This window comes from Nostoc sp. PCC 7524, from assembly GCF_000316645.1.
In the GTDB taxonomy this organism is placed as follows: Bacteria; Cyanobacteriota; Cyanobacteriia; order Cyanobacteriales; family Nostocaceae; genus Trichormus.
On sequence record NC_019684.1, the window covers coordinates 5,930,260 to 5,947,612 of the forward strand.

Sequence of the window (17,353 nt, forward strand, 5' to 3'; positions counted from 1 at the left end):
ACACAAAAATTTGTGCGCGTGAAGCCTGATCAAGAACAGACCGATATGCTGTTGGCTTATAGCTGATTGAGCATTTTATGAGTCTGGGGTACAACGCGAACCTGTTTTAAGAACCGCTTCATCAAAGCTTGCCATGTCAAAACCTGTTCGGGAGTAGGAGCCAGCACAGGAGTTTTAGTAAATTGTTCAGATTCAGCCAAAGGTGTAACAGGTTGTAAAAATAGGGGAATCTCAGGACTGACATCTGCGACTAACAAAGCAGCCTGTTCCAATTCCGCCACATCAGTTTGATCAGAAATAATTATTTTGATGAAAGTTTCTAAATTTGGATAACAAATTTGCAGAAACTTCATATGCTCTTGCCAATGAGATTCACCACTGACACTGGGTAGTTTCCAATCCATACCCACCAAGTCGAGATAGGGTAATATCATTGCTAATTGTTCTGGGCGATGTCCGCCAGTTTCGAGATATATGGGTAGGCCAGTGAGCGATCGCACTTGTGGCAAAAATTCCTTTAAGAAACCTGCATGAAGAAGAGGTTCTCCACCAGTTAAGCTAATGCTATCGTGTAGAGAAGGTAAATTCTGCCTTTCAATCCATTCGAGTAAGATTGGTATTGGGACAGGATTGGGATGAGTTTCAAAGTCTCGTAATCCGGGCGATCGCTCTATCCTACAATTAGCAGGTGCATTCCAAGTATGGACACTATCGCAAAAGTGGCAACGCAAGTCACAAAAAGCAAAGCGAATAAAAATTTGACGTGTCCCGACATTCAGTCCTTCCCCTTGAATAGCAGAAAAGACCTCGATCAGGCGTGCAGTAGGTTCGGCTGTAGTCTTAGCAGTCATAGGATAGTAGCAACGCGATCGCGCTGCATCGGCGCAATAACAAGTATGTTTCACTTCTTGTTCTATTGTGAACCGTTACAGGCAGTCTGTGATCTTATCCTATACAACTAGCGATGAGTCATTATTCCTACTTATTAAATATGAGGTTAGGTGATTTTTTAGGACAAAATAAGTTTGGCAGATTAAATTTATATGGCAACGAAAGTGCAGAGCTTCATGACTAGCCAACCCACAGAGGTAAATTTCCCAGTTACTACCTTAGATGAAATGGTAATAGTGCAGGTATCTGCGCGTCTTAGCGTGCTTGAAGCAGTAGGCTTTAAGCAAACCTGCCAAGAATTAACTCAAAAAAATCCCCATCCTAAACAAATCATTATTGATTTTCAGCAAACTACTTTTATGGATAGTAGTGGTTTAGGAGCTTTGGTTAGTAGTTTTAAAACTACCCAAGAGAAAGAAATTACTATGACTCTGCGGAATGTCACTCCCCAGGTCATGGCAGTGCTAAACCTCACAGGACTAGATAAAGTTTTTTCTATTGAGTCTAGTAGCGATACACTGCCAATAGAAGCTGATAATTTGACTGATATCCAGAAGGGTAATTCTCGTAAAGTTGAGCAACTACCAACTACTCATCCATCGGTAGCATCGTGGATGAAAAGATTTTTAGACATTATTGGTGCTGTGGTAGGTTTGGTAATCACGGGAATTTTGTTGATTCCCATTATGATTGCTATCCAAATAGATGATCCCGGCCCTATTTTCTTTGGACAAATTCGCTGTGGTTGGATGGGGAAACGCTTCAAAATTTGGAAATTCCGTTCCATGTGTGTAGATGCAGAAGCGAAAAAGTCTCTAGTCAAAAATCAAGTAGAAGGTGCATTTTTTAAAAATGAAAATGATCCCAGAATCACAAGAGTAGGCAAGTTTCTACGCCGTACTAGCTTAGATGAATTTCCGCAGTTTTGGAACGTCTTGAAAGGGGATATGAGTTTAGTTGGAACTCGACCACCTACACCGGATGAAGTAGAACGTTATGAAGTCCCAGAGTGGCAGCGTTTGGACGTAAAACCAGGTATGACCGGCGAATGGCAAGTTAACGGCAGGTCTAAAGTCCGCAGTTTTGAAGATGTGATTAGGCTAGATTTGCTATATCAGAAAAACTGGAGTCTGATGTACGACTTGAAGTTAATTTTCAAGACTATTGCCATTATCTTTAATAGAAATAGTGGTGCTTATTAACAAATTAATTTGATTTGTAATTTGTTAAAAAATCCTAACTACCAAATGAATATTTATCTTTATAAATGCCCAAGCTGATTTTAGTTTGGGCATATTTCTTGATGATTTAAATTAAAAATAGCAATCCTATCTGATTCGTGACAATTTGCAGTGTTCAGATCCGCGACTTCTTTGGGAATTCGCGTATCTTGTTTCTACTAATGATTTGTGCGATCGCTTCCCTTTGCTGGGTGCATTTATTTCAAAAAACTTAGTTCCTGCATCTATATATGCTTTATATTTTTTGATTATTCATAATGATATTTACATGACAGAATAATTATTAAATCTTCTTCTACTTTGTAGACTAATCTATGTTCATCTGTAATCCGCCTTGACCAATAACCCTGTAATTCATACTTAAGGGCTTCAGGCTTACCAATTCCTGAAAATGGTTCTCTTTGGATGTCTTTAATCAATTCTAATATTTTTTTAAAAATTTTCTTATCTTCTATTGTCCACAGACCTAATTGTTCAAAAGCTTCTGGTTCAAATGCTATTTTTTTCATATTCATCTAATTCGACATAGATTAGATTTCCTTTATTTACATTTTCTAAAGCTTGAAGTAGATGTTTTTTATTGGCTTCCGATTTTAAAAGGTACGTAGTTTCATCTTCCTCAGTTTCCTGTTCCACTAGAACAATGACTTCTACAACAGTTCCTTCTGCTAGTTCGGTTGTAGACAATTCAATTTTGCCATCTTTACCGACAATAACCTTTTTTTTAATACCACTCAGCATAGATTTTAGTTACTCCTTTCATAACTGGGACTTAGACAGTATTTTAGACTTTATTTTAAGTTTATCGAAATAATGGCATTTTAGTGCGATCGCTCCCTGTATTCCCTGATCTACTTTAGTGAAAAAAGAGCGATCGCTAGTTAATTAGATACACTCTAACCCAAACTGGGAATACTATCTAAAGCACAGCTACCTGCTACATACAAGCAAAGCTGATACTTCATTGCTCACTGAGTTCTAGCAACTAGGAGAATATCATGAGTTTACCAATTCAAATTGCATTTGCACTTGCACCACATATTGCTAAAGGTTTATCTGATGGAAGCCTCTTAAGAGTTGGGGGTGTAGTCGTTGATGCTACTACAAAACAAGTTGTCACTTGGTTAAAAGAGATAACCCCTAATTCTCTAAAACCAACGTTAAATCAATCCTCTAATAGTGTCCTCAATCTTGCTGTTTCAGGAGCAAATCTAGTTGCTTCAGGGGCTAACGCAGCTGTGATAAGAAAAGGTTTATCTGATGTCAATGAGCGTTTAGGTGGTATTGAGTATCAGTTAGAAGAATTAGGGCAGAATTTACGATTAACTCAAGGAATTTTACAGGTAACTACAGCTGCTAGCATACTGAATCTAGGCGTTTCAGTGATGGGCTTTGCTGTGATAGCGCAACGACTTAAAGAACTAGAAGAACGCTTACAAGAAGCACAAGAGTTATTAAATAAGATTAACCGGAAAATTGATCTCAGTTTTTATGCTAATTTTCGTGCAGCTATTGAATTAGCAATTAATGCTTTTACGATGACCAAATTAGAAAATCGTAGAAGTAGCGCGTTACAAGCTATCAACCGATTTTTAGAAGCAGAACATATTTATACTGATTTTACTGATATTGAAATTGAGCAGCAAAGCCAAATTGCTGATGAATACCTGCTCACCTTATCCTTAGCATATCTAGCTGAAACACGTTGTTATTTAGAATTAGAAGAACATGAAACAGCACTGCGCCGCTTTCAAGAAGGGGCAAGAGTTATTCGTTCTCGTACTCAAAAGTATGTTGAAATTCTTCTAACTTCTAACCCAGCAGCTTATCTGCAACCTCACTTTAAAGACCAGATTGACTTGAGAAGATTAACCAAAGTTTACCAATGGATTGATCACAATTTGGAAGAAAATGCAGTGTTTGAAATGCAACGCGAAAATTTATATAAAATGGCGCAAGACCCTAATAAGTGGGTGGAATCTCTGCCAGTAGCTATTCTAAGTCGTGTTGAAGTTCAAGGAGGTTGGCTAGGTCCTAATGTTGGTGATTTGAAGCGAGAAGCTGATAAACGCCTTCCTCAAGTATTAGAAGTAATAGAATCTATGGTAGAAACCCACCGTCGTTTTGAATCATATCAAACAGAAATACAAGCAATATCTCAATTAGGTATCAGCTTTCATGAATGGCTCAAATTAACTCCTACAGAGAATCAACCAGAAGGTTCAGAATTAATGTATATAATGCCAAAAACACCCTTACAAATATCACTATCTACTTAAAATTACTTCTTTCCTTTGCGTCTTCCTTGCGGGACGCTCTGCGAATGTGCCTACCCTGCGGGAACGCCAAGGGCGAATGTGTGAAACATAAAAAAGGCGAACAAAGGTTCGCCTCTAAAATAATTATTTAAAACCCAAATCTTAAATCTTCGCTTCTTCCTTCACCAACTTATCCCAACCCAAATCTTTCAAATTATTATTACGACGCAGTGGACGAGTTACCAACTCTAAAATGTCACGCGCATTAGTAAAACCGTGAATTTGAGCAAAAGTAAACTCCACAGACCATTTTGTATTAATTCCCCGCGCTTCTAAGGGGTTAGCGTGAGCCATCCCAGTAATAACCAAATCTGGCTGCAAATCATAAATACGCTGCACTTGGTTGTAATTATCGGGCTTCTCGACAATTTTCGGCAGGGGTACACCCATTTCTAAACAAGCTTTCTCCAGCATTGCTAACTCAGCCGCTTGATAGCGTTTATCCATGTAGGGGATACCAACTTCATGAACAGTCATCCCGCAGCGCACTAAGAACCGTGCTAAAGAAACTTCTAGCAAGTTGTCGCCCATGAAAAATACAGACTTGCCACGAATTAATTTTACGTAGTCTTCCAACCCTGCCCAAATTTGCGCTTCCCGTTCTTCCAAGCCTTTGGGAGTAATGCCAAACACCGAACAAATTTTCTCAATCCAGGCGCGAGTCCCATCGGGGCCGATGGGGAAGGGTGCGCCAATGAGTTTACATTTACGGCGACGCATTAAAGTGGTAGCTGTGCGGCTAAGGAAGGGGTTGACACCAGCGACATAATACCCTTCTTCCAAGACTGGTAATTCTGTGAAGCGTTTAGCAGGTAGCCAGCCGGAAACTTTGATGCCTTGTTTTTTCAGTTCTAAGGTTAACTGAGTCACAACAGGATCAGGTAGAGAACCAAACAAAACCAAGGGTGGATGATCTACATACTCTGATTCTTCCTGAACTACTTCTTCTTTTTTCTTCCCGAAGTTGAGCAGCTTTTGAATAGCGTTACGCTCATTTTTCTCATTTTCCGTGACTGGGACTTGACTAGGACAACGGTTAGCCATTGCTGCTAACACGGTGTCTTCTCCTTGAGTGAAGGCGTAATCTAAGCCGTTAGCACGCGCCACTACAATGGGAATACCTATTTCACCTTCTAACTTGGGTGCTAAACCTTCCAAGTCCATTTTGATGATTTCAGTGGTACAAGTGCCAATCCATACAATTACACTGGGGTTGCGATCGCGCTTAATTTGCTCACATAATCGCTTTAACTCCTCATAATCATTCAGTTGGGCTGAAATATCCCCTTCTTCTAACTCTGCCATTGCATAGCGGGGTTCTGCAAAAATCATGACCCCCATCGCGTTTTGTAGGAAATACCCACAAGTCTTAGTTCCAATCACCAAAAAGAAACTATCTTCGATTTTTTGATATAACCATGCCACACAGCTAATTGGGCAGAAGGTATGGTAATTGCCAGTTTCACACTCAAAGTTTAAAGCTGTTGGTTCTTGCGCGACGGTCATTTTGGTTTTTCTCCCCTTAATATCTAAAGGCAGGTGAATAAGAGGGGGGAGTAGTCATACCAATTCAAAATTCAAAATACCCTTCCGGGAAGGCTTGCGCCTACAAAATTCAAAATTCAAAAGAATAGATATCACAAGGGTTTAAGCGTGTGTATCTGTCATATTCTTTTTTCAAATTGGTATGAGTAGTAAATCCTACATACTATTCCTTATTCCCTACTCCCTATTCCCTACTCCCTGATTACTAATATTTATGCGTTGGGGAAGAGACGGGCAATTTCTGATTCATCAAAAACGCCAGCTGGTAATTCTTCCCCCAAGAAATCATTATTTTCTTCACCCTTTTGTAAGGATGTTTCATCACCCCAGACATCTGATAACACGTCACTGAAAGCATTTTCATCTGGTGTGTTCAGATCATCCAGAATTTGCTCTTCCAGTTGTTCTACAGATGCAGCTGCGACATCAAAAGAAACATCGCCAAAATCATCTTCTTCCTGGCTCATGGCTGCAACAGACTCATCCTTGAGTTGTTGGATAGTTTGTTCCATGTCTCCGACTATCAGCGTTTGAGACTCAACATCTCCCCCAAAACCATTGGTATGAGAATCTGCAAAAGTTTCATCTTCGATGTTTTCATCGACTTCAGCAGTCGGCTCGTATTGGTGAGTTTCTGGTTCTGCTTCGGGAATTGTACTGTTACCAAGGGCAATGTCTGGGTCAAAATGTAAATCCAGTACCTCAATTAAAGTATCGGCATCAGGATTTAATTTGGCAAAGGGAAACATTAACTGTGCTAATTTTGGTTCTAGCGCATTCACTACTCCCAGGATGAGGTAAGAAGGTGGACGTTTTCCACCATCAGGCGTATAGACTGATTCCACCTGCATATGGAGTTTGATCCAATCACGATTGGCTTGGAAAAATTGCAACCACTTCTGTCTAATCGAATCTGTAAAGCTATTAAAGAAAGCCATATTGACCCCCATCCTGAAACTAGATGATTTATACAATCATCAAGTCTAATTCCTCTTCAGGATTAGCAACCTGTGGTTTACGCGGATTTAAATAAAAATCTGACAATAAAGAAAATAATTCCCGGTCTGGGGAATCGTTAGGTACAACTCCTTCAGGACGTGCGAGAATTTGGTCAGCGATGTTGAGGTAGTAATCGCAAACGTAGTTTAAAGATGGGTCAGACTCTGCCATTTCAAACAAAGTTTTCCCCTTGACGCGAGACACCCGGATATCTTCTATTAATGGTAAGACTTCCAGCACAGGCATAGGAACTGCTTCCACATACTTCTCAATCAAGTCGCGCTTGGAGGTACGGTTGCCGATTAACCCAGCTAGACGCAGTGGGTGAGTCCGTGCTTTCTCCCGCACAGAAGCGGCAATGCGGTTAGCAGCAAACAAGGCATCAAAGCCATTATCAGTCACGATCATGCAGTAATCTGCATAGTTGAGTGGTGCTGCGAAACCACCACAAACAACGTCACCCAATACATCAAACAAGATTACATCATACTCATCAAAAGCGTTGAGTTCTTTCAGTAATTTTACGGTTTCACCAACAACATAACCACCACAGCCAGCACCCGCAGGTGGGCCTCCAGCCTCAACGCAATCTACACCACCATAGCCTTTGTAAATTACGTCTTCTGGCCAAACATCTTCGTAGTGATAGTCTTTTTCTTGCAGAGTATCAATAATTGTTGGAATTAAAAATCCAGTTAGGGTAAAGGTGCTGTCGTGTTTGGGGTCGCACCCAATTTGCAGCACCTTCTTGCCGCGTTTGGCTAGGGCGACGGATATATTACAGCTAGTTGTGGATTTGCCTATCCCACCTTTTCCGTAAACTGCTAATTTCACTGTTGTTTGCCTCTTATCGTTTTTTTATCAAACTCGTGGCTAAAACATTGGCCTTCACCTAACCGTCGATGGCGATGTGTGAGGTATGTGAATGTGATTATTGACGAAATTTCACGGGAAATAAAGGGGGTGTAAATCTAAAAAATAAAGCTAAACAGCTTTATAAATAAAAAATTAGAAAAAATAGATAAAAATAATCGAAAAAACCTCTATTTAATGCAAAAACCTTTTTTTTGCAAAATTTAAAAATAACTAATTATAAAAATAGTTACAAAAAACAAAATTACAAAATAACGTAATATCAATATTTTTACTAGATTTAGCTGACTTGGATTGTCAGTGTGATATGGGTGATGGGAGATGCTGGGGGCGATCGCAAATCAGCCAGTGATTACAGGGGATTTTAGTCACAGAAGAGACAAAATTTCAGAGATCACCCTCTTTTTACCTCTATCTCAACCTTGGTAACTAAGGGGATATTAGCCAAATAGAACTTTTTTGTAAAAAAATATTAATTTTTCAAATAGTATCTAAGCTTGACTAAAATCCTGAGTGGGTTTCAAGTGCCTCAATTTCTTTGAGGGATTGCCATCCGGCTTGCCACTGGGAATTATCTTGTAATAATTTGGCGTTGATCCAAAACCGGACATTAGGATCACAAGCGGCAACCATTTCTGCATAAACCCACTTACCCTGATTTTTGCGGTTGACAACCTGGAAATGTCGCCAACCATCTATTTTTTTTGTGGTTGTCCACTTAGAACCGACTAAATAAGGAAATTTTTGTTTTTTAGCCATCGGTGAATAGTTATTAGTCGATAGTCAACAGTCATTAGTTATTTTCCCCTACATCCCCACTCGCTTTTCCCAGAATATGGAGAATACTACTACTTGCTGAAGACGTGAAGACCGATCCAGCAATTGGTGCCACTCTTCTTAAAATGACGATATGAGAACAATTTGTTCTATCTGCACTTTTGCGTCTAGAGTGGTAGCCTGAATTAGCCTATGCAACCAACTAATCCAAACCAATTTACAGAAAAAGCCTGGGAAGCGATCGCCCACACTCCTGAGATTGCTAAACAGCATCAACAGCAGCAGATAGAAAGCGAACACCTGATGAAAGCACTGCTAGAACAAGAAGGTTTAGCTAGCGGGATTTTGACTAAAGCAGGTGTGAACTTACAAAAAATCAACGATCGCACTGAACAATTTATCCAACGCCAGCCGAAAGTCTCAGGTAGTAGCACCTCTGTATACTTGGGGCGGAGTTTGGATACACTCTTAGACCGCGCTGAAGGTTATCGTAAAGATTTTAAAGACGAATATATTTCTATTGAACATTTATTTCTGGCTTACGCTAAAGATGATCGCTTCGGCAAAGGTTTATTTCAAGAATTCGGTTTAGACGAAAACAAACTCAAAAATATTATTAAACAAGTTCGTGGGAGTCAGAAAGTGACCGACCAAAATCCAGAAGGCAAATACCAATCGCTGGAAAAATACGGGCGTGATCTCACAGAAGCAGCCCGCAAAGGTCAACTTGATCCAGTCATTGGGCGGGATGATGAAATTCGCCGCACCATCCAGATTTTGTCTCGTCGTACCAAAAATAACCCCGTGTTAATTGGTGAACCAGGTGTTGGTAAAACTGCGATCGCCGAAGGATTAGCACAGCGTATCGTGGCTGGTGATGTTCCTCAATCCCTCAAAGACCGCAAGTTAATTTCCTTAGATATGGGTGCGATGATTGCGGGGGCAAAATTCCGGGGAGAATTTGAGGAACGCCTGAAAGCTGTATTAAAGGAAGTCACAGAATCTGGCGGCAATATTGTTTTATTTATTGATGAAATTCATACCGTTGTCGGTGCAGGTGCAACTCAAGGCGCAATGGATGCGGGTAACTTGTTAAAACCCATGCTAGCGCGGGGTGAGTTGCGTTGTATCGGGGCGACAACTTTAGATGAATATCGCAAATATATCGAAAAAGATGCAGCTTTAGAAAGACGCTTCCAGCAAGTTTATGTAGATCAGCCCAGTGTTGCAGATACAATTTCTATTTTGCGGGGCTTGAAGGAACGCTATGAGGTTCACCACGGGGTGAAAATCTCTGATAGTTCTTTAGTTGCAGCCGCTACCTTGTCTAGCCGTTATATTAGCGATCGCTTCCTACCAGATAAAGCCATTGATTTGGTAGACGAAGCTGCCGCTAGGTTAAAAATGGAGATTACCTCTAAACCGGAAGAACTAGACGAAATCGACCGCAAAATTTTGCAGTTGGAAATGGAGAAGCTATCTTTGCAAAAAGAAAGTGATGCCGCTTCCCGCGAACGTTTAGAAAGACTGGAAAAAGAACTGGCGGATCTCAAAGAAGAACAAAGAACTCTCAATGCTCAATGGCAGTCTGAAAAAGATATTATTACAAAGCTTCAGTCTGTCAAAGAAGAAATTGACCGAGTAAACTTAGAGATTCAACAAGCAGAGAGAAACTACGACCTCAATCGGGCTGCTGAGTTGAAATATGGTAAGTTAACGGACTTGCATCGGCGATTAGAAGGCACAGAAAGAGAGTTATCCCAAGCCCAAGGTACAGGTAAATCCTTGTTGCGGGAAGAAGTAACCGAAGCTGACATTGCGGAAATTATTTCTAAGTGGACGGGAATACCCATCAGCAAGTTAGTGGAATCAGAGAAAGAGAAACTCCTGCACTTAGAAGAAGAACTGCATCACCGGGTAATTGGACAATCGGAAGCTGTAACAGCTGTCGCCGATGCGATTCAGCGATCGCGTGCTGGATTAGCTGATCCGAATCGTCCCATTGCTAGTTTTGTTTTCCTCGGCCCCACTGGTGTAGGTAAAACCGAGTTAGCCAAGGCATTAGCGGCGTATATGTTCGACACCGAAGAAGCACTGGTGCGGATTGATATGTCGGAATATATGGAGAAACACGCCGTTTCTCGGTTAATCGGTGCGCCTCCCGGATACGTGGGTTATGAAGAAGGGGGACAACTGACTGAAGCGATTCGTCGCCGTCCTTACGCCGTGATTCTCTTTGACGAAATCGAGAAAGCCCACCCCGATGTGTTTAATATTTTCCTGCAAATTCTCGATGATGGTCGCGTTACCGATGCCCAAGGTCATACCGTGGACTTTAAGAACACGATTATTATTATGACCAGCAACATCGGTTCACAGTACATTCTGGATGTAGCTGGGGATGACTCCCGCTATGATGAAATGCGTCATCGGGTGATGGAAGCGATGAGAAATAGTTTCCGGCCTGAGTTTCTCAACCGGATTGATGAGATTATCATCTTCCACGGTTTGGATAAGAAGGAACTGCGGCAGATTGTGCAGTTGCAAGTGGAAAGATTAAGGGATAGGTTAGGCGATCGTAAGATGTCATTGCGACTTTCTGAGGCTGCACTTGACTTTTTGGCTGAGGTAGGATACGACCCAGTATTTGGAGCGCGTCCACTGAAGCGGGCGATTCAGCGCGAGTTAGAAACGCAAATTGCTAAGGCGATTTTGCGCGGAGAGTTTAACGATGGGGATACTATTTTTGTTGATGTGCAGAATGAAAGGTTGTCTTTTAGTCGTTTACCTGTTGAGGTATTTAGTAGTTAGTTAAAGATTGGTTCGCGCAAAGGCGCAGAGACGCAAAGGGGTAAAAGTGCCTCTTTGCGTTTTTTTTGTCAGTTATTGTCAGGCGGATTTTTTAGCACTATCAGGACTTTTACCTTGTGCTAGATATTTCAATGTGATACATAAAATAACGAAAAAGGAATATAGCGTCATGATTTTGAAGTAATGTAGTTCAATTTCAATCCCAATAGAATATTTACCTAAAAATTCTATATAAATACCCAAAATAAGGTAAATATTGATAAGGATAAATTCACTGTTTTCAATCTAAACAGTAGCATCAAAAAAATTGACAAGAATAAATTAAGGCTTACTCTTGGCTCAGGAGGAAAATCTTGACTGACAATCACCCACCACTATTACCCTTAAACAATATGGCTGAACGACATTAGGCTCTGACACCCTCAGTAGCTGGTAGTTATCTTGAAGCTGCAAGAGTGTGTCTTGATAGACATCATATTTCACCCAAAGAGTTTACTTTAGAAAATGATAAGGTTGAATCTATTGCAAAAGTTGACTGGGACATAACAGATAATAGGATCAGAGGAGCTTGGGCAAACATAGATGATGCAACAAGGGATGGAGCATATGCTGTTGCAATTGCAGCCACCGAGCTTTCGAGAGGTTTATTTGCTGTACGACGTGCAGAAACACGTACAGGCGCAGATTACTACATCGCTCCAATAAATGAAGATTTAGAGGATTTAGAGAATTGTTTTCGACTAGAAGTTTCTGGGACACATTCTGATAAATCCGAAGTCAAAAAACGACTACGTATAAAGATTGAGCAGACAAAACAAGGTAATAGTAACCTTCCTGCTCTAGCAGCAGTCATAGGTTTTAAAGTACAGTTGATATTAATTCAAACAGTCGATCAAGCATCATGAGTTGGTTAGTGCATCATACTCGCAGTGAAGAGTATGCGAGCCAAGCAGAGCAGATGTATCGCCAGCAAGACCTTATACGTGCTGCTGAACTCTATCGTTTAGCTGCTGAAGCAGAGGTTAATGCACTAGAAAATCTAACTCCCGACAAAAAACGAACCATTGGAATAACCGCAGTTAGTGCTGCATCTCTTTATTATAAAGCCCAAGAATTTCTACAAGCAAAGCGAGTGGCTCATAAATGGTTAGCTACTGAGGTTTTACCCTCTTTTGCAGTGGAAGAGTTAGAGGAACTTCTACAAGTTATTCGTTATCAAGAGTCCCGTGCAAAATCTGGTATTCAATTCATAGAAGGCGAAGTCTTAGTTTCTGTTAGTGGTGGAGAAATATTATATGGTGCGGCTCCCTTAGAACTGGTTTTAGATAAAGTAGAAAAAATTAGAAATATTTTCTACCGAACAACAGAATTTCTTCTTGATTTAGACTTACGAAAGCGAGGCAGTCCAAACCAAGTTGTAAAGAACCAGTGTGATCCTTGGTTGCTACAGGCTCCCCCTGGAAGTTATCAATTTGCTGTAAGAGTGCGTAAGCCTAATGAACAGCTAACTATACCAGGTTTACCTGATTTTGAGTTACGTGTAGAACAAATTACTAAGAAATTTCTTGAAATTATTACAGCAACCACGCAAGATCCAGAGGGAGAGCTAATAGAAGTTGTACCTAAAGAAGATTATCGAGAGGCTTTTTTGAAGTTAACTCGTGAACTTGCACCACCAGCAACAGGTAAGTCTTTTAATCAAATGGAAATTAAATCAACTGTTGATATTGAACCACGTCCTGTAATTCTCAGTCCTCATACTCGTGATGTTATTAATCATGCTCTCAAAAAAACAGATCCAGTAGTACCAGAACTACACGAACACAGAGTGATTCAATTGCGAAGTACTTTGCGTGGCTTGCAGTTGGATAAGGATTGGATTGAAGTTAATATTGATGGTGAAAATAAAATAATTTACGATGCAAAAGAAGAAATTGATGATGTTATTGGACGCATGGTCAATCGCCCAGTGGTAGTGGAAGTTCTTGAAAGACGTGATAAATCAGCAGACAAAAGATACTCTTTCCGTGACATTCAACTTCAGGAAAATGTATAGAAAATCTAATATTTTTCTATACATTTGCTTAATAACAATTTTTGTAGGGTTGGTATTATTTGTCAGTTGCTAATATCATGAGTTTTATATTGTTGGCCATGCCCACCTTACGCTTATTGAGAATGCTGCAAGATATGACTTAGTAAATTACCAACTCTCTACTTAGCTACTCAGAGATGAAAGCAATAGATTTATTTGCGGGTTGTGGAGGTTTGTCACTAGGATTTCAAAATGCTGGCTTTGACATTGTAGCAGCTTTTGATTATTGGCCTTCAGCTATTGAAGTTTATAGAGAAAATTTCCAACATACTATCTTTGAAAAAGACCTGTTGAGAGAAGATGTATGTGCGTTAATCGCTAGTTTTAATCCAGAAATAATCATTGGTGGTCCTCCATGTCAAGATTTTTCAAGTGCAGGCAAACGAGATGAAAATCTGGGGAGAGCAGACTTAACTTTTGTATTTGCTAACATTATTTCTCAAGTAAAGCCTAATTGGTTTGTGATGGAGAATGTTGAGAGAATTTCTAAAAGCAAAGTTTTAAAAACAGTCTTAGAAATATTTAAAAAAAGTGGATATGGTTTAACTTCCTCAATTTTAAATGCTAGTTACTGTGGAGTTCCGCAAGCTAGAAGACGATACTTTTTAATTGGTCAGCTTCATGGAAAGGATGATGCTCTCAACCATTATCTAATAAAACACCAATCTAAAAAACCTATGACTGTTTTTGACTACCTAGGTAATCAGCTAGGAATTGAATATTTTTATCACCACCCTAGAAGCTATAAAAGAAGGGCTATCTTCAGCATACATGAACCTAGTCCAACGGTTCGGGGAGTCAATCGACCTATCCCTAAAACCTATAAAAAACATGAAGGAGATGCCTGCGATATTAACGAGAAATTGCGACCCCTATCTACAATTGAACGAAGCTACATTCAAACTTTTCCAAAAACGTTTAAGTTTAAGGGGAATAAATCAGATTTAGAACAGATGATTGGCAATGCTGTTCCTGTAAATCTGGCTGAATATGTAGCTCGTTGCATACTTGAATATATTGAAGATGACTCTTCTAATAGCATTTCATATCAGTTACCTAACATCTTGCTTTTAAAACAATAGTGATAATGGCAGTCATTATTGCTTTATGGAGTCGATATTGTAGCAGAATAAACATAAATCTTTAATGAAAAATATAATTTCTTAGTAAAAAATACCAACTTTATACAAAAATTCCATCTGTAGCGAGATGATTAATTATCAGATTAATTTTATTTTTCTAAATAAATAAAGACTCTTTAATGCTGGACTATGCAACCCGGAATACTCTGGCTATTTAATGTAGGTCTTATTAGATACAAAAATAAAATTTTCGGGGATAAACTTTTATGTCGTTACAGCAAGTGAATGCTTTTTATGAAGTTTTGATGTCAGAAAAATCTATTTATGAAGAATACTTTAATAATTGCTGTAGTAGAGGTTTGTTGAGCAGTTGGCATTGGGACAAAACCAAGATAGTGAACTTTGCAGCTAGTATTGGTTATCAGTTCAATGAATATGAATTAGCTTATGTATGGTTTGAAAGTGAGCCTAGCTATTCTCATAACTCGTTGAGTTTATCCAAACAAGATAAATTGCTGGAATTAACTCAAGCCTAGTTTTTTGACGCTTTCTCTTTTATAGAAGAAAGCGTCTTATAAGTTTATGGGTTTAAAAATTTGAGCCTGGCTGTTGCAGAAATTCTTCTTCTTCGGGAGTGGAAACACGTCCTAAAATACTATTGCGATGAGGAAAGCGGCCAAAACGCTCAATAATGTTCAGATGTTGCAATGCGGATTCAATTGCTATGGCACTATCAGGATCATCACTCAACTGCTGGAATAACTTCACACACTGATGCTGATCAGCTAGGTTTTCCCTGTGTTCAAAAGGTAAGTAAATAAACCACCGTTGCACAGGTAGCAAGTCATGATCATAACCTTGTGCAACAGCGTGCTTGGCTACTGACAATGCTTCCCAATCAGTAGCAAATGCGTCTGGAGTACCACGAAACATATTTCGGGGAAACTGATCTAAAAGCAGAATCAAGGCTAGACAGGTTGTGGGTAAATTTATCCAGTCGTCTAAATACCCTGCTGCGGCTTGTTGATAATCTTTGAAAAATTGATGCTGTAATTCTGCATCAAATTCTGGTTGCTTTTTAAACCAAAAACTTTTGGGTTGCCCGTAATCTGGTTCATCACGATGGCCAAACCAAAAGTCTAAAATTGTCTGTGCCTGGGACATTATGTTGCTCTATGTTGACAAATCACTTGTCGCATTTTACGCATATTTGCAGGCAACTCAAAGTTCATGGCTTGTTGAATAAAAATAGCAGGTATGGGAATATTCGGGGTAGCTTGGACGCTATAAATGAGTACAGTCCCATTGCCGCAGTCTTTTAGCTCAATCTTGGCTGCAAAGTCAACAAAAGAGCCTTTTTCCATGTGGAACTGAATTTTTTGACCGATAACTTCCACGACGTTGAGGTAAATTTCAACTTGAGCCGTGAAAAAAAGGAAAGCTTTTTGTGCTGCTTGGTACAGGCGCTTGACTTCACCTCGCTGCAATACCTCACTTTTGGTGATGTCGGGAAAGTATTGTACCCAACGGGGGTAATCGGTGATTTGTTGCCATACCTGCGATCGCACCATTGGTAAGTACATACAAGCACTGACAGCACCACCACAGGCGTTATGCGATCGCGTCTGGACAAAAATTTCACCCTGCATCAGCAAGTGTCGCTGTTCTTGACTCCATGTCAGATCTGAACCTGTGATCACTGGGTTTGATATATGGGGTGCAAACATAAATTTTTTTCCGTTACTCCTCAACTTCACCATCTGCTCAGGTTGTCACCATCAACCATCTCTAAATTAATGGAGTACAACCTCATCAATGTTAGTTCCACTTCAGTACACACGGTTTCCGGAACCAATCACGTCAGCACATTATTCTGAAAATCTACTGGAAAATCCGTGTTTTTAACTACAAATACTATTGTCTATGCTCTTGGCAGTAATCATAGCACTACTTATCAAGGAAAAATTTAGCTTAAAAAAGCTAAAATGTTACAAATACAATCTATAAAGTATTTTATGTAATTGAAGCAATTCATAGAATCCTATTTTTAGTAAAAATTCAGTAAATTTTTGGTTAATTTGTCTATATACAGCTAATTAGGAATTAAGAGGAAAAAATAGTGAGTCAATCTTCCTTGAACCGCAGATTAACACAGGCGTTTGGTGTGCTACTCGGCATCGGCATAGCTGTCTGGCTACTGAGAGGTTTTGGCCTGCTGTCATTTATGCCTGGCGGAGTTATTTGGCTATTGTTTCTTGGGGCGATCGCTTTAGGACTGATTGCTTATGCTCAAAGAACTTGGTGGCGTTTTTAATAATGTGGTGATTTACCACACGATTTAGCAATAAATCATAATCCGACAAAGAAATATACCAATTCTTAATCAAAATCATCTATCCCCAGTCTGGCTGCTCACAGATATCAGAGAGATATTTTTTTATGCAACCAGTATGGTGTTTTGAGACTGAACTGCTGTTAAAGATATTGATAAGGTGAAGTATTAACCAGGGGCAACCATGCAAATTTATATATGTAGTGTTTGCGGCTACGAGTATGATCCAGAAGTAGGCGATCCAGATAGCGGCATACTCCCAGGTACCCTTTTTGAAGCCATCCCAGAGGATTGGGTGTGTCCGGTTTGCGGTGCTACTAAAGATTTATTTGAAGCAGCAGAAGGGTGAATATCAAGTCAGCTAATCACGGGAACAACCCAGAACTAAA

The 17,353-nt window shown here is 39.8% G+C and carries 18 protein-coding genes; 9 read left to right on the plus strand and 9 right to left on the minus strand.

What is annotated here, in order from left to right:
- Positions 1 to 56: 56 nt before the first annotated feature.
- Positions 57 to 851 (minus strand): 7-carboxy-7-deazaguanine synthase QueE, encoded by a 795-nt coding sequence (locus NOS7524_RS24310; RefSeq protein WP_015141129.1) that lies wholly within the window; start codon positions 849 to 851, stop codon positions 57 to 59.
- A 192-nt stretch (positions 852 to 1,043) separates the two neighbouring features.
- On the opposite strand from NOS7524_RS24310, the gene NOS7524_RS24315 reads away from it, so the two are divergent.
- Complete coding sequence (locus NOS7524_RS24315; protein ID WP_041555441.1) at positions 1,044 to 2,093, plus strand: anti-sigma factor antagonist; 1,050 nt, start codon at positions 1,044 to 1,046, stop codon at positions 2,091 to 2,093.
- Positions 2,094 to 2,380: 287 nt separating this feature from the next.
- Here NOS7524_RS24315 and NOS7524_RS24320 read toward each other — a convergent pair whose 3' ends face one another.
- Both NOS7524_RS24320 and NOS7524_RS24325 read right to left on the minus strand, forming a co-directional pair.
- Positions 2,381 to 2,641, minus strand: coding sequence for a Txe/YoeB family addiction module toxin (locus tag NOS7524_RS24320; RefSeq protein WP_015141131.1), 261 nt, complete (start codon positions 2,639 to 2,641; stop codon positions 2,381 to 2,383).
- Positions 2,622 to 2,873 (minus strand): hypothetical protein, encoded by a 252-nt coding sequence (locus tag NOS7524_RS24325; RefSeq protein WP_015141132.1) that lies wholly within the window; start codon positions 2,871 to 2,873, stop codon positions 2,622 to 2,624. The genes NOS7524_RS24320 and NOS7524_RS24325 overlap by 20 nt, the downstream gene beginning before the upstream one ends.
- A gap of 257 nt (positions 2,874 to 3,130) precedes the next feature.
- On the opposite strand from NOS7524_RS24325, the gene NOS7524_RS24330 reads away from it, so the two are divergent.
- Positions 3,131 to 4,411: a hypothetical protein gene (locus NOS7524_RS24330; RefSeq protein ID WP_015141133.1), complete on the plus strand. Its 1,281-nt coding sequence runs from the start codon at positions 3,131 to 3,133 to the stop codon at positions 4,409 to 4,411.
- Between the two features lie 141 nt (positions 4,412 to 4,552).
- On the opposite strand, the gene NOS7524_RS24335 is transcribed toward NOS7524_RS24330, so the two are convergent.
- The 4 genes from NOS7524_RS24335 to NOS7524_RS24350 form a co-directional block, all read right to left on the minus strand.
- Entirely contained in the window at positions 4,553 to 5,956 is a 1,404-nt protein-coding gene (locus tag NOS7524_RS24335) for a ferredoxin:protochlorophyllide reductase (ATP-dependent) subunit N (RefSeq protein WP_015141134.1), read from the minus strand.
- 251 nt (positions 5,957 to 6,207) lie between these two features.
- Positions 6,208 to 6,933 (minus strand): DUF5331 domain-containing protein, encoded by a 726-nt coding sequence (locus NOS7524_RS24340; protein ID WP_015141135.1) that lies wholly within the window; start codon positions 6,931 to 6,933, stop codon positions 6,208 to 6,210.
- 28 nt (positions 6,934 to 6,961) lie between these two features.
- On the minus strand, positions 6,962 to 7,828 hold the full coding sequence (bchL, locus tag NOS7524_RS24345; RefSeq protein WP_015141136.1) for a ferredoxin:protochlorophyllide reductase (ATP-dependent) iron-sulfur ATP-binding protein: 867 nt from the start codon (positions 7,826 to 7,828) through the stop codon (positions 6,962 to 6,964).
- Positions 7,829 to 8,368: 540 nt separating this feature from the next.
- Positions 8,369 to 8,626 carry a TIGR02450 family Trp-rich protein gene (locus tag NOS7524_RS24350; RefSeq protein WP_015141137.1) on the minus strand — a complete coding sequence of 86 codons (258 nt, stop codon included), beginning with the start codon at positions 8,624 to 8,626 and terminating at the stop codon, positions 8,369 to 8,371.
- A 210-nt stretch (positions 8,627 to 8,836) separates the two neighbouring features.
- Between NOS7524_RS24350 and clpB the strand changes: the two genes are divergently transcribed.
- The 5 genes from clpB to NOS7524_RS24375 all read left to right on the plus strand — a co-directional run bounded on the left by clpB (position 8,837) and on the right by NOS7524_RS24375 (position 15,168).
- Entirely contained in the window at positions 8,837 to 11,455 is a 2,619-nt protein-coding gene (gene clpB / locus NOS7524_RS24355) for an ATP-dependent chaperone ClpB (protein WP_015141138.1), read from the plus strand.
- A 455-nt stretch (positions 11,456 to 11,910) separates the two neighbouring features.
- Entirely contained in the window at positions 11,911 to 12,360 is a 450-nt protein-coding gene (locus tag NOS7524_RS24360; RefSeq protein ID WP_015141139.1) for a hypothetical protein, read from the plus strand.
- Positions 12,357 to 13,511 carry a hypothetical protein gene (locus NOS7524_RS24365; RefSeq protein WP_015141140.1) on the plus strand — a complete coding sequence of 385 codons (1,155 nt, stop codon included), beginning with the start codon at positions 12,357 to 12,359 and terminating at the stop codon, positions 13,509 to 13,511. The genes NOS7524_RS24360 and NOS7524_RS24365 overlap by 4 nt, the downstream gene beginning before the upstream one ends.
- 176 nt (positions 13,512 to 13,687) lie before the next feature.
- Positions 13,688 to 14,632, plus strand: coding sequence for a DNA cytosine methyltransferase (locus tag NOS7524_RS24370; RefSeq protein ID WP_015141141.1), 945 nt, complete (start codon positions 13,688 to 13,690; stop codon positions 14,630 to 14,632).
- Between the two features lie 266 nt (positions 14,633 to 14,898).
- A complete protein-coding gene (locus NOS7524_RS24375; protein ID WP_015141142.1) occupies positions 14,899 to 15,168 on the plus strand; it encodes a hypothetical protein in 270 nt (89 codons plus the stop codon).
- Positions 15,169 to 15,220: 52 nt separating this feature from the next.
- Here the strand turns inward: NOS7524_RS24375 and NOS7524_RS24380 are convergent, their stop codons facing one another.
- Positions 15,221 to 15,796, minus strand: a complete 576-nt coding sequence (locus tag NOS7524_RS24380) for a DUF924 family protein (RefSeq protein ID WP_015141143.1) — start codon at positions 15,794 to 15,796, stop codon at positions 15,221 to 15,223.
- Positions 15,796 to 16,359 carry an SRPBCC family protein gene (locus tag NOS7524_RS24385; protein WP_015141144.1) on the minus strand — a complete coding sequence of 188 codons (564 nt, stop codon included), beginning with the start codon at positions 16,357 to 16,359 and terminating at the stop codon, positions 15,796 to 15,798. The genes NOS7524_RS24380 and NOS7524_RS24385 overlap by 1 nt, the downstream gene beginning before the upstream one ends.
- Before the next feature lie 392 nt (positions 16,360 to 16,751).
- Between NOS7524_RS24385 and NOS7524_RS24390 the strand changes: the two genes are divergently transcribed.
- Together NOS7524_RS24390 and rd are read left to right on the plus strand one after the other, a co-directional pair.
- Positions 16,752 to 16,946 (plus strand): hypothetical protein, encoded by a 195-nt coding sequence (locus NOS7524_RS24390; RefSeq protein WP_015141145.1) that lies wholly within the window; start codon positions 16,752 to 16,754, stop codon positions 16,944 to 16,946.
- A gap of 202 nt (positions 16,947 to 17,148) precedes the next feature.
- Positions 17,149 to 17,313: a rubredoxin gene (gene rd, locus NOS7524_RS24395; RefSeq protein WP_015141146.1), complete on the plus strand. Its 165-nt coding sequence runs from the start codon at positions 17,149 to 17,151 to the stop codon at positions 17,311 to 17,313.
- The last annotated feature ends 40 nt before the right edge of the window (positions 17,314 to 17,353 follow it).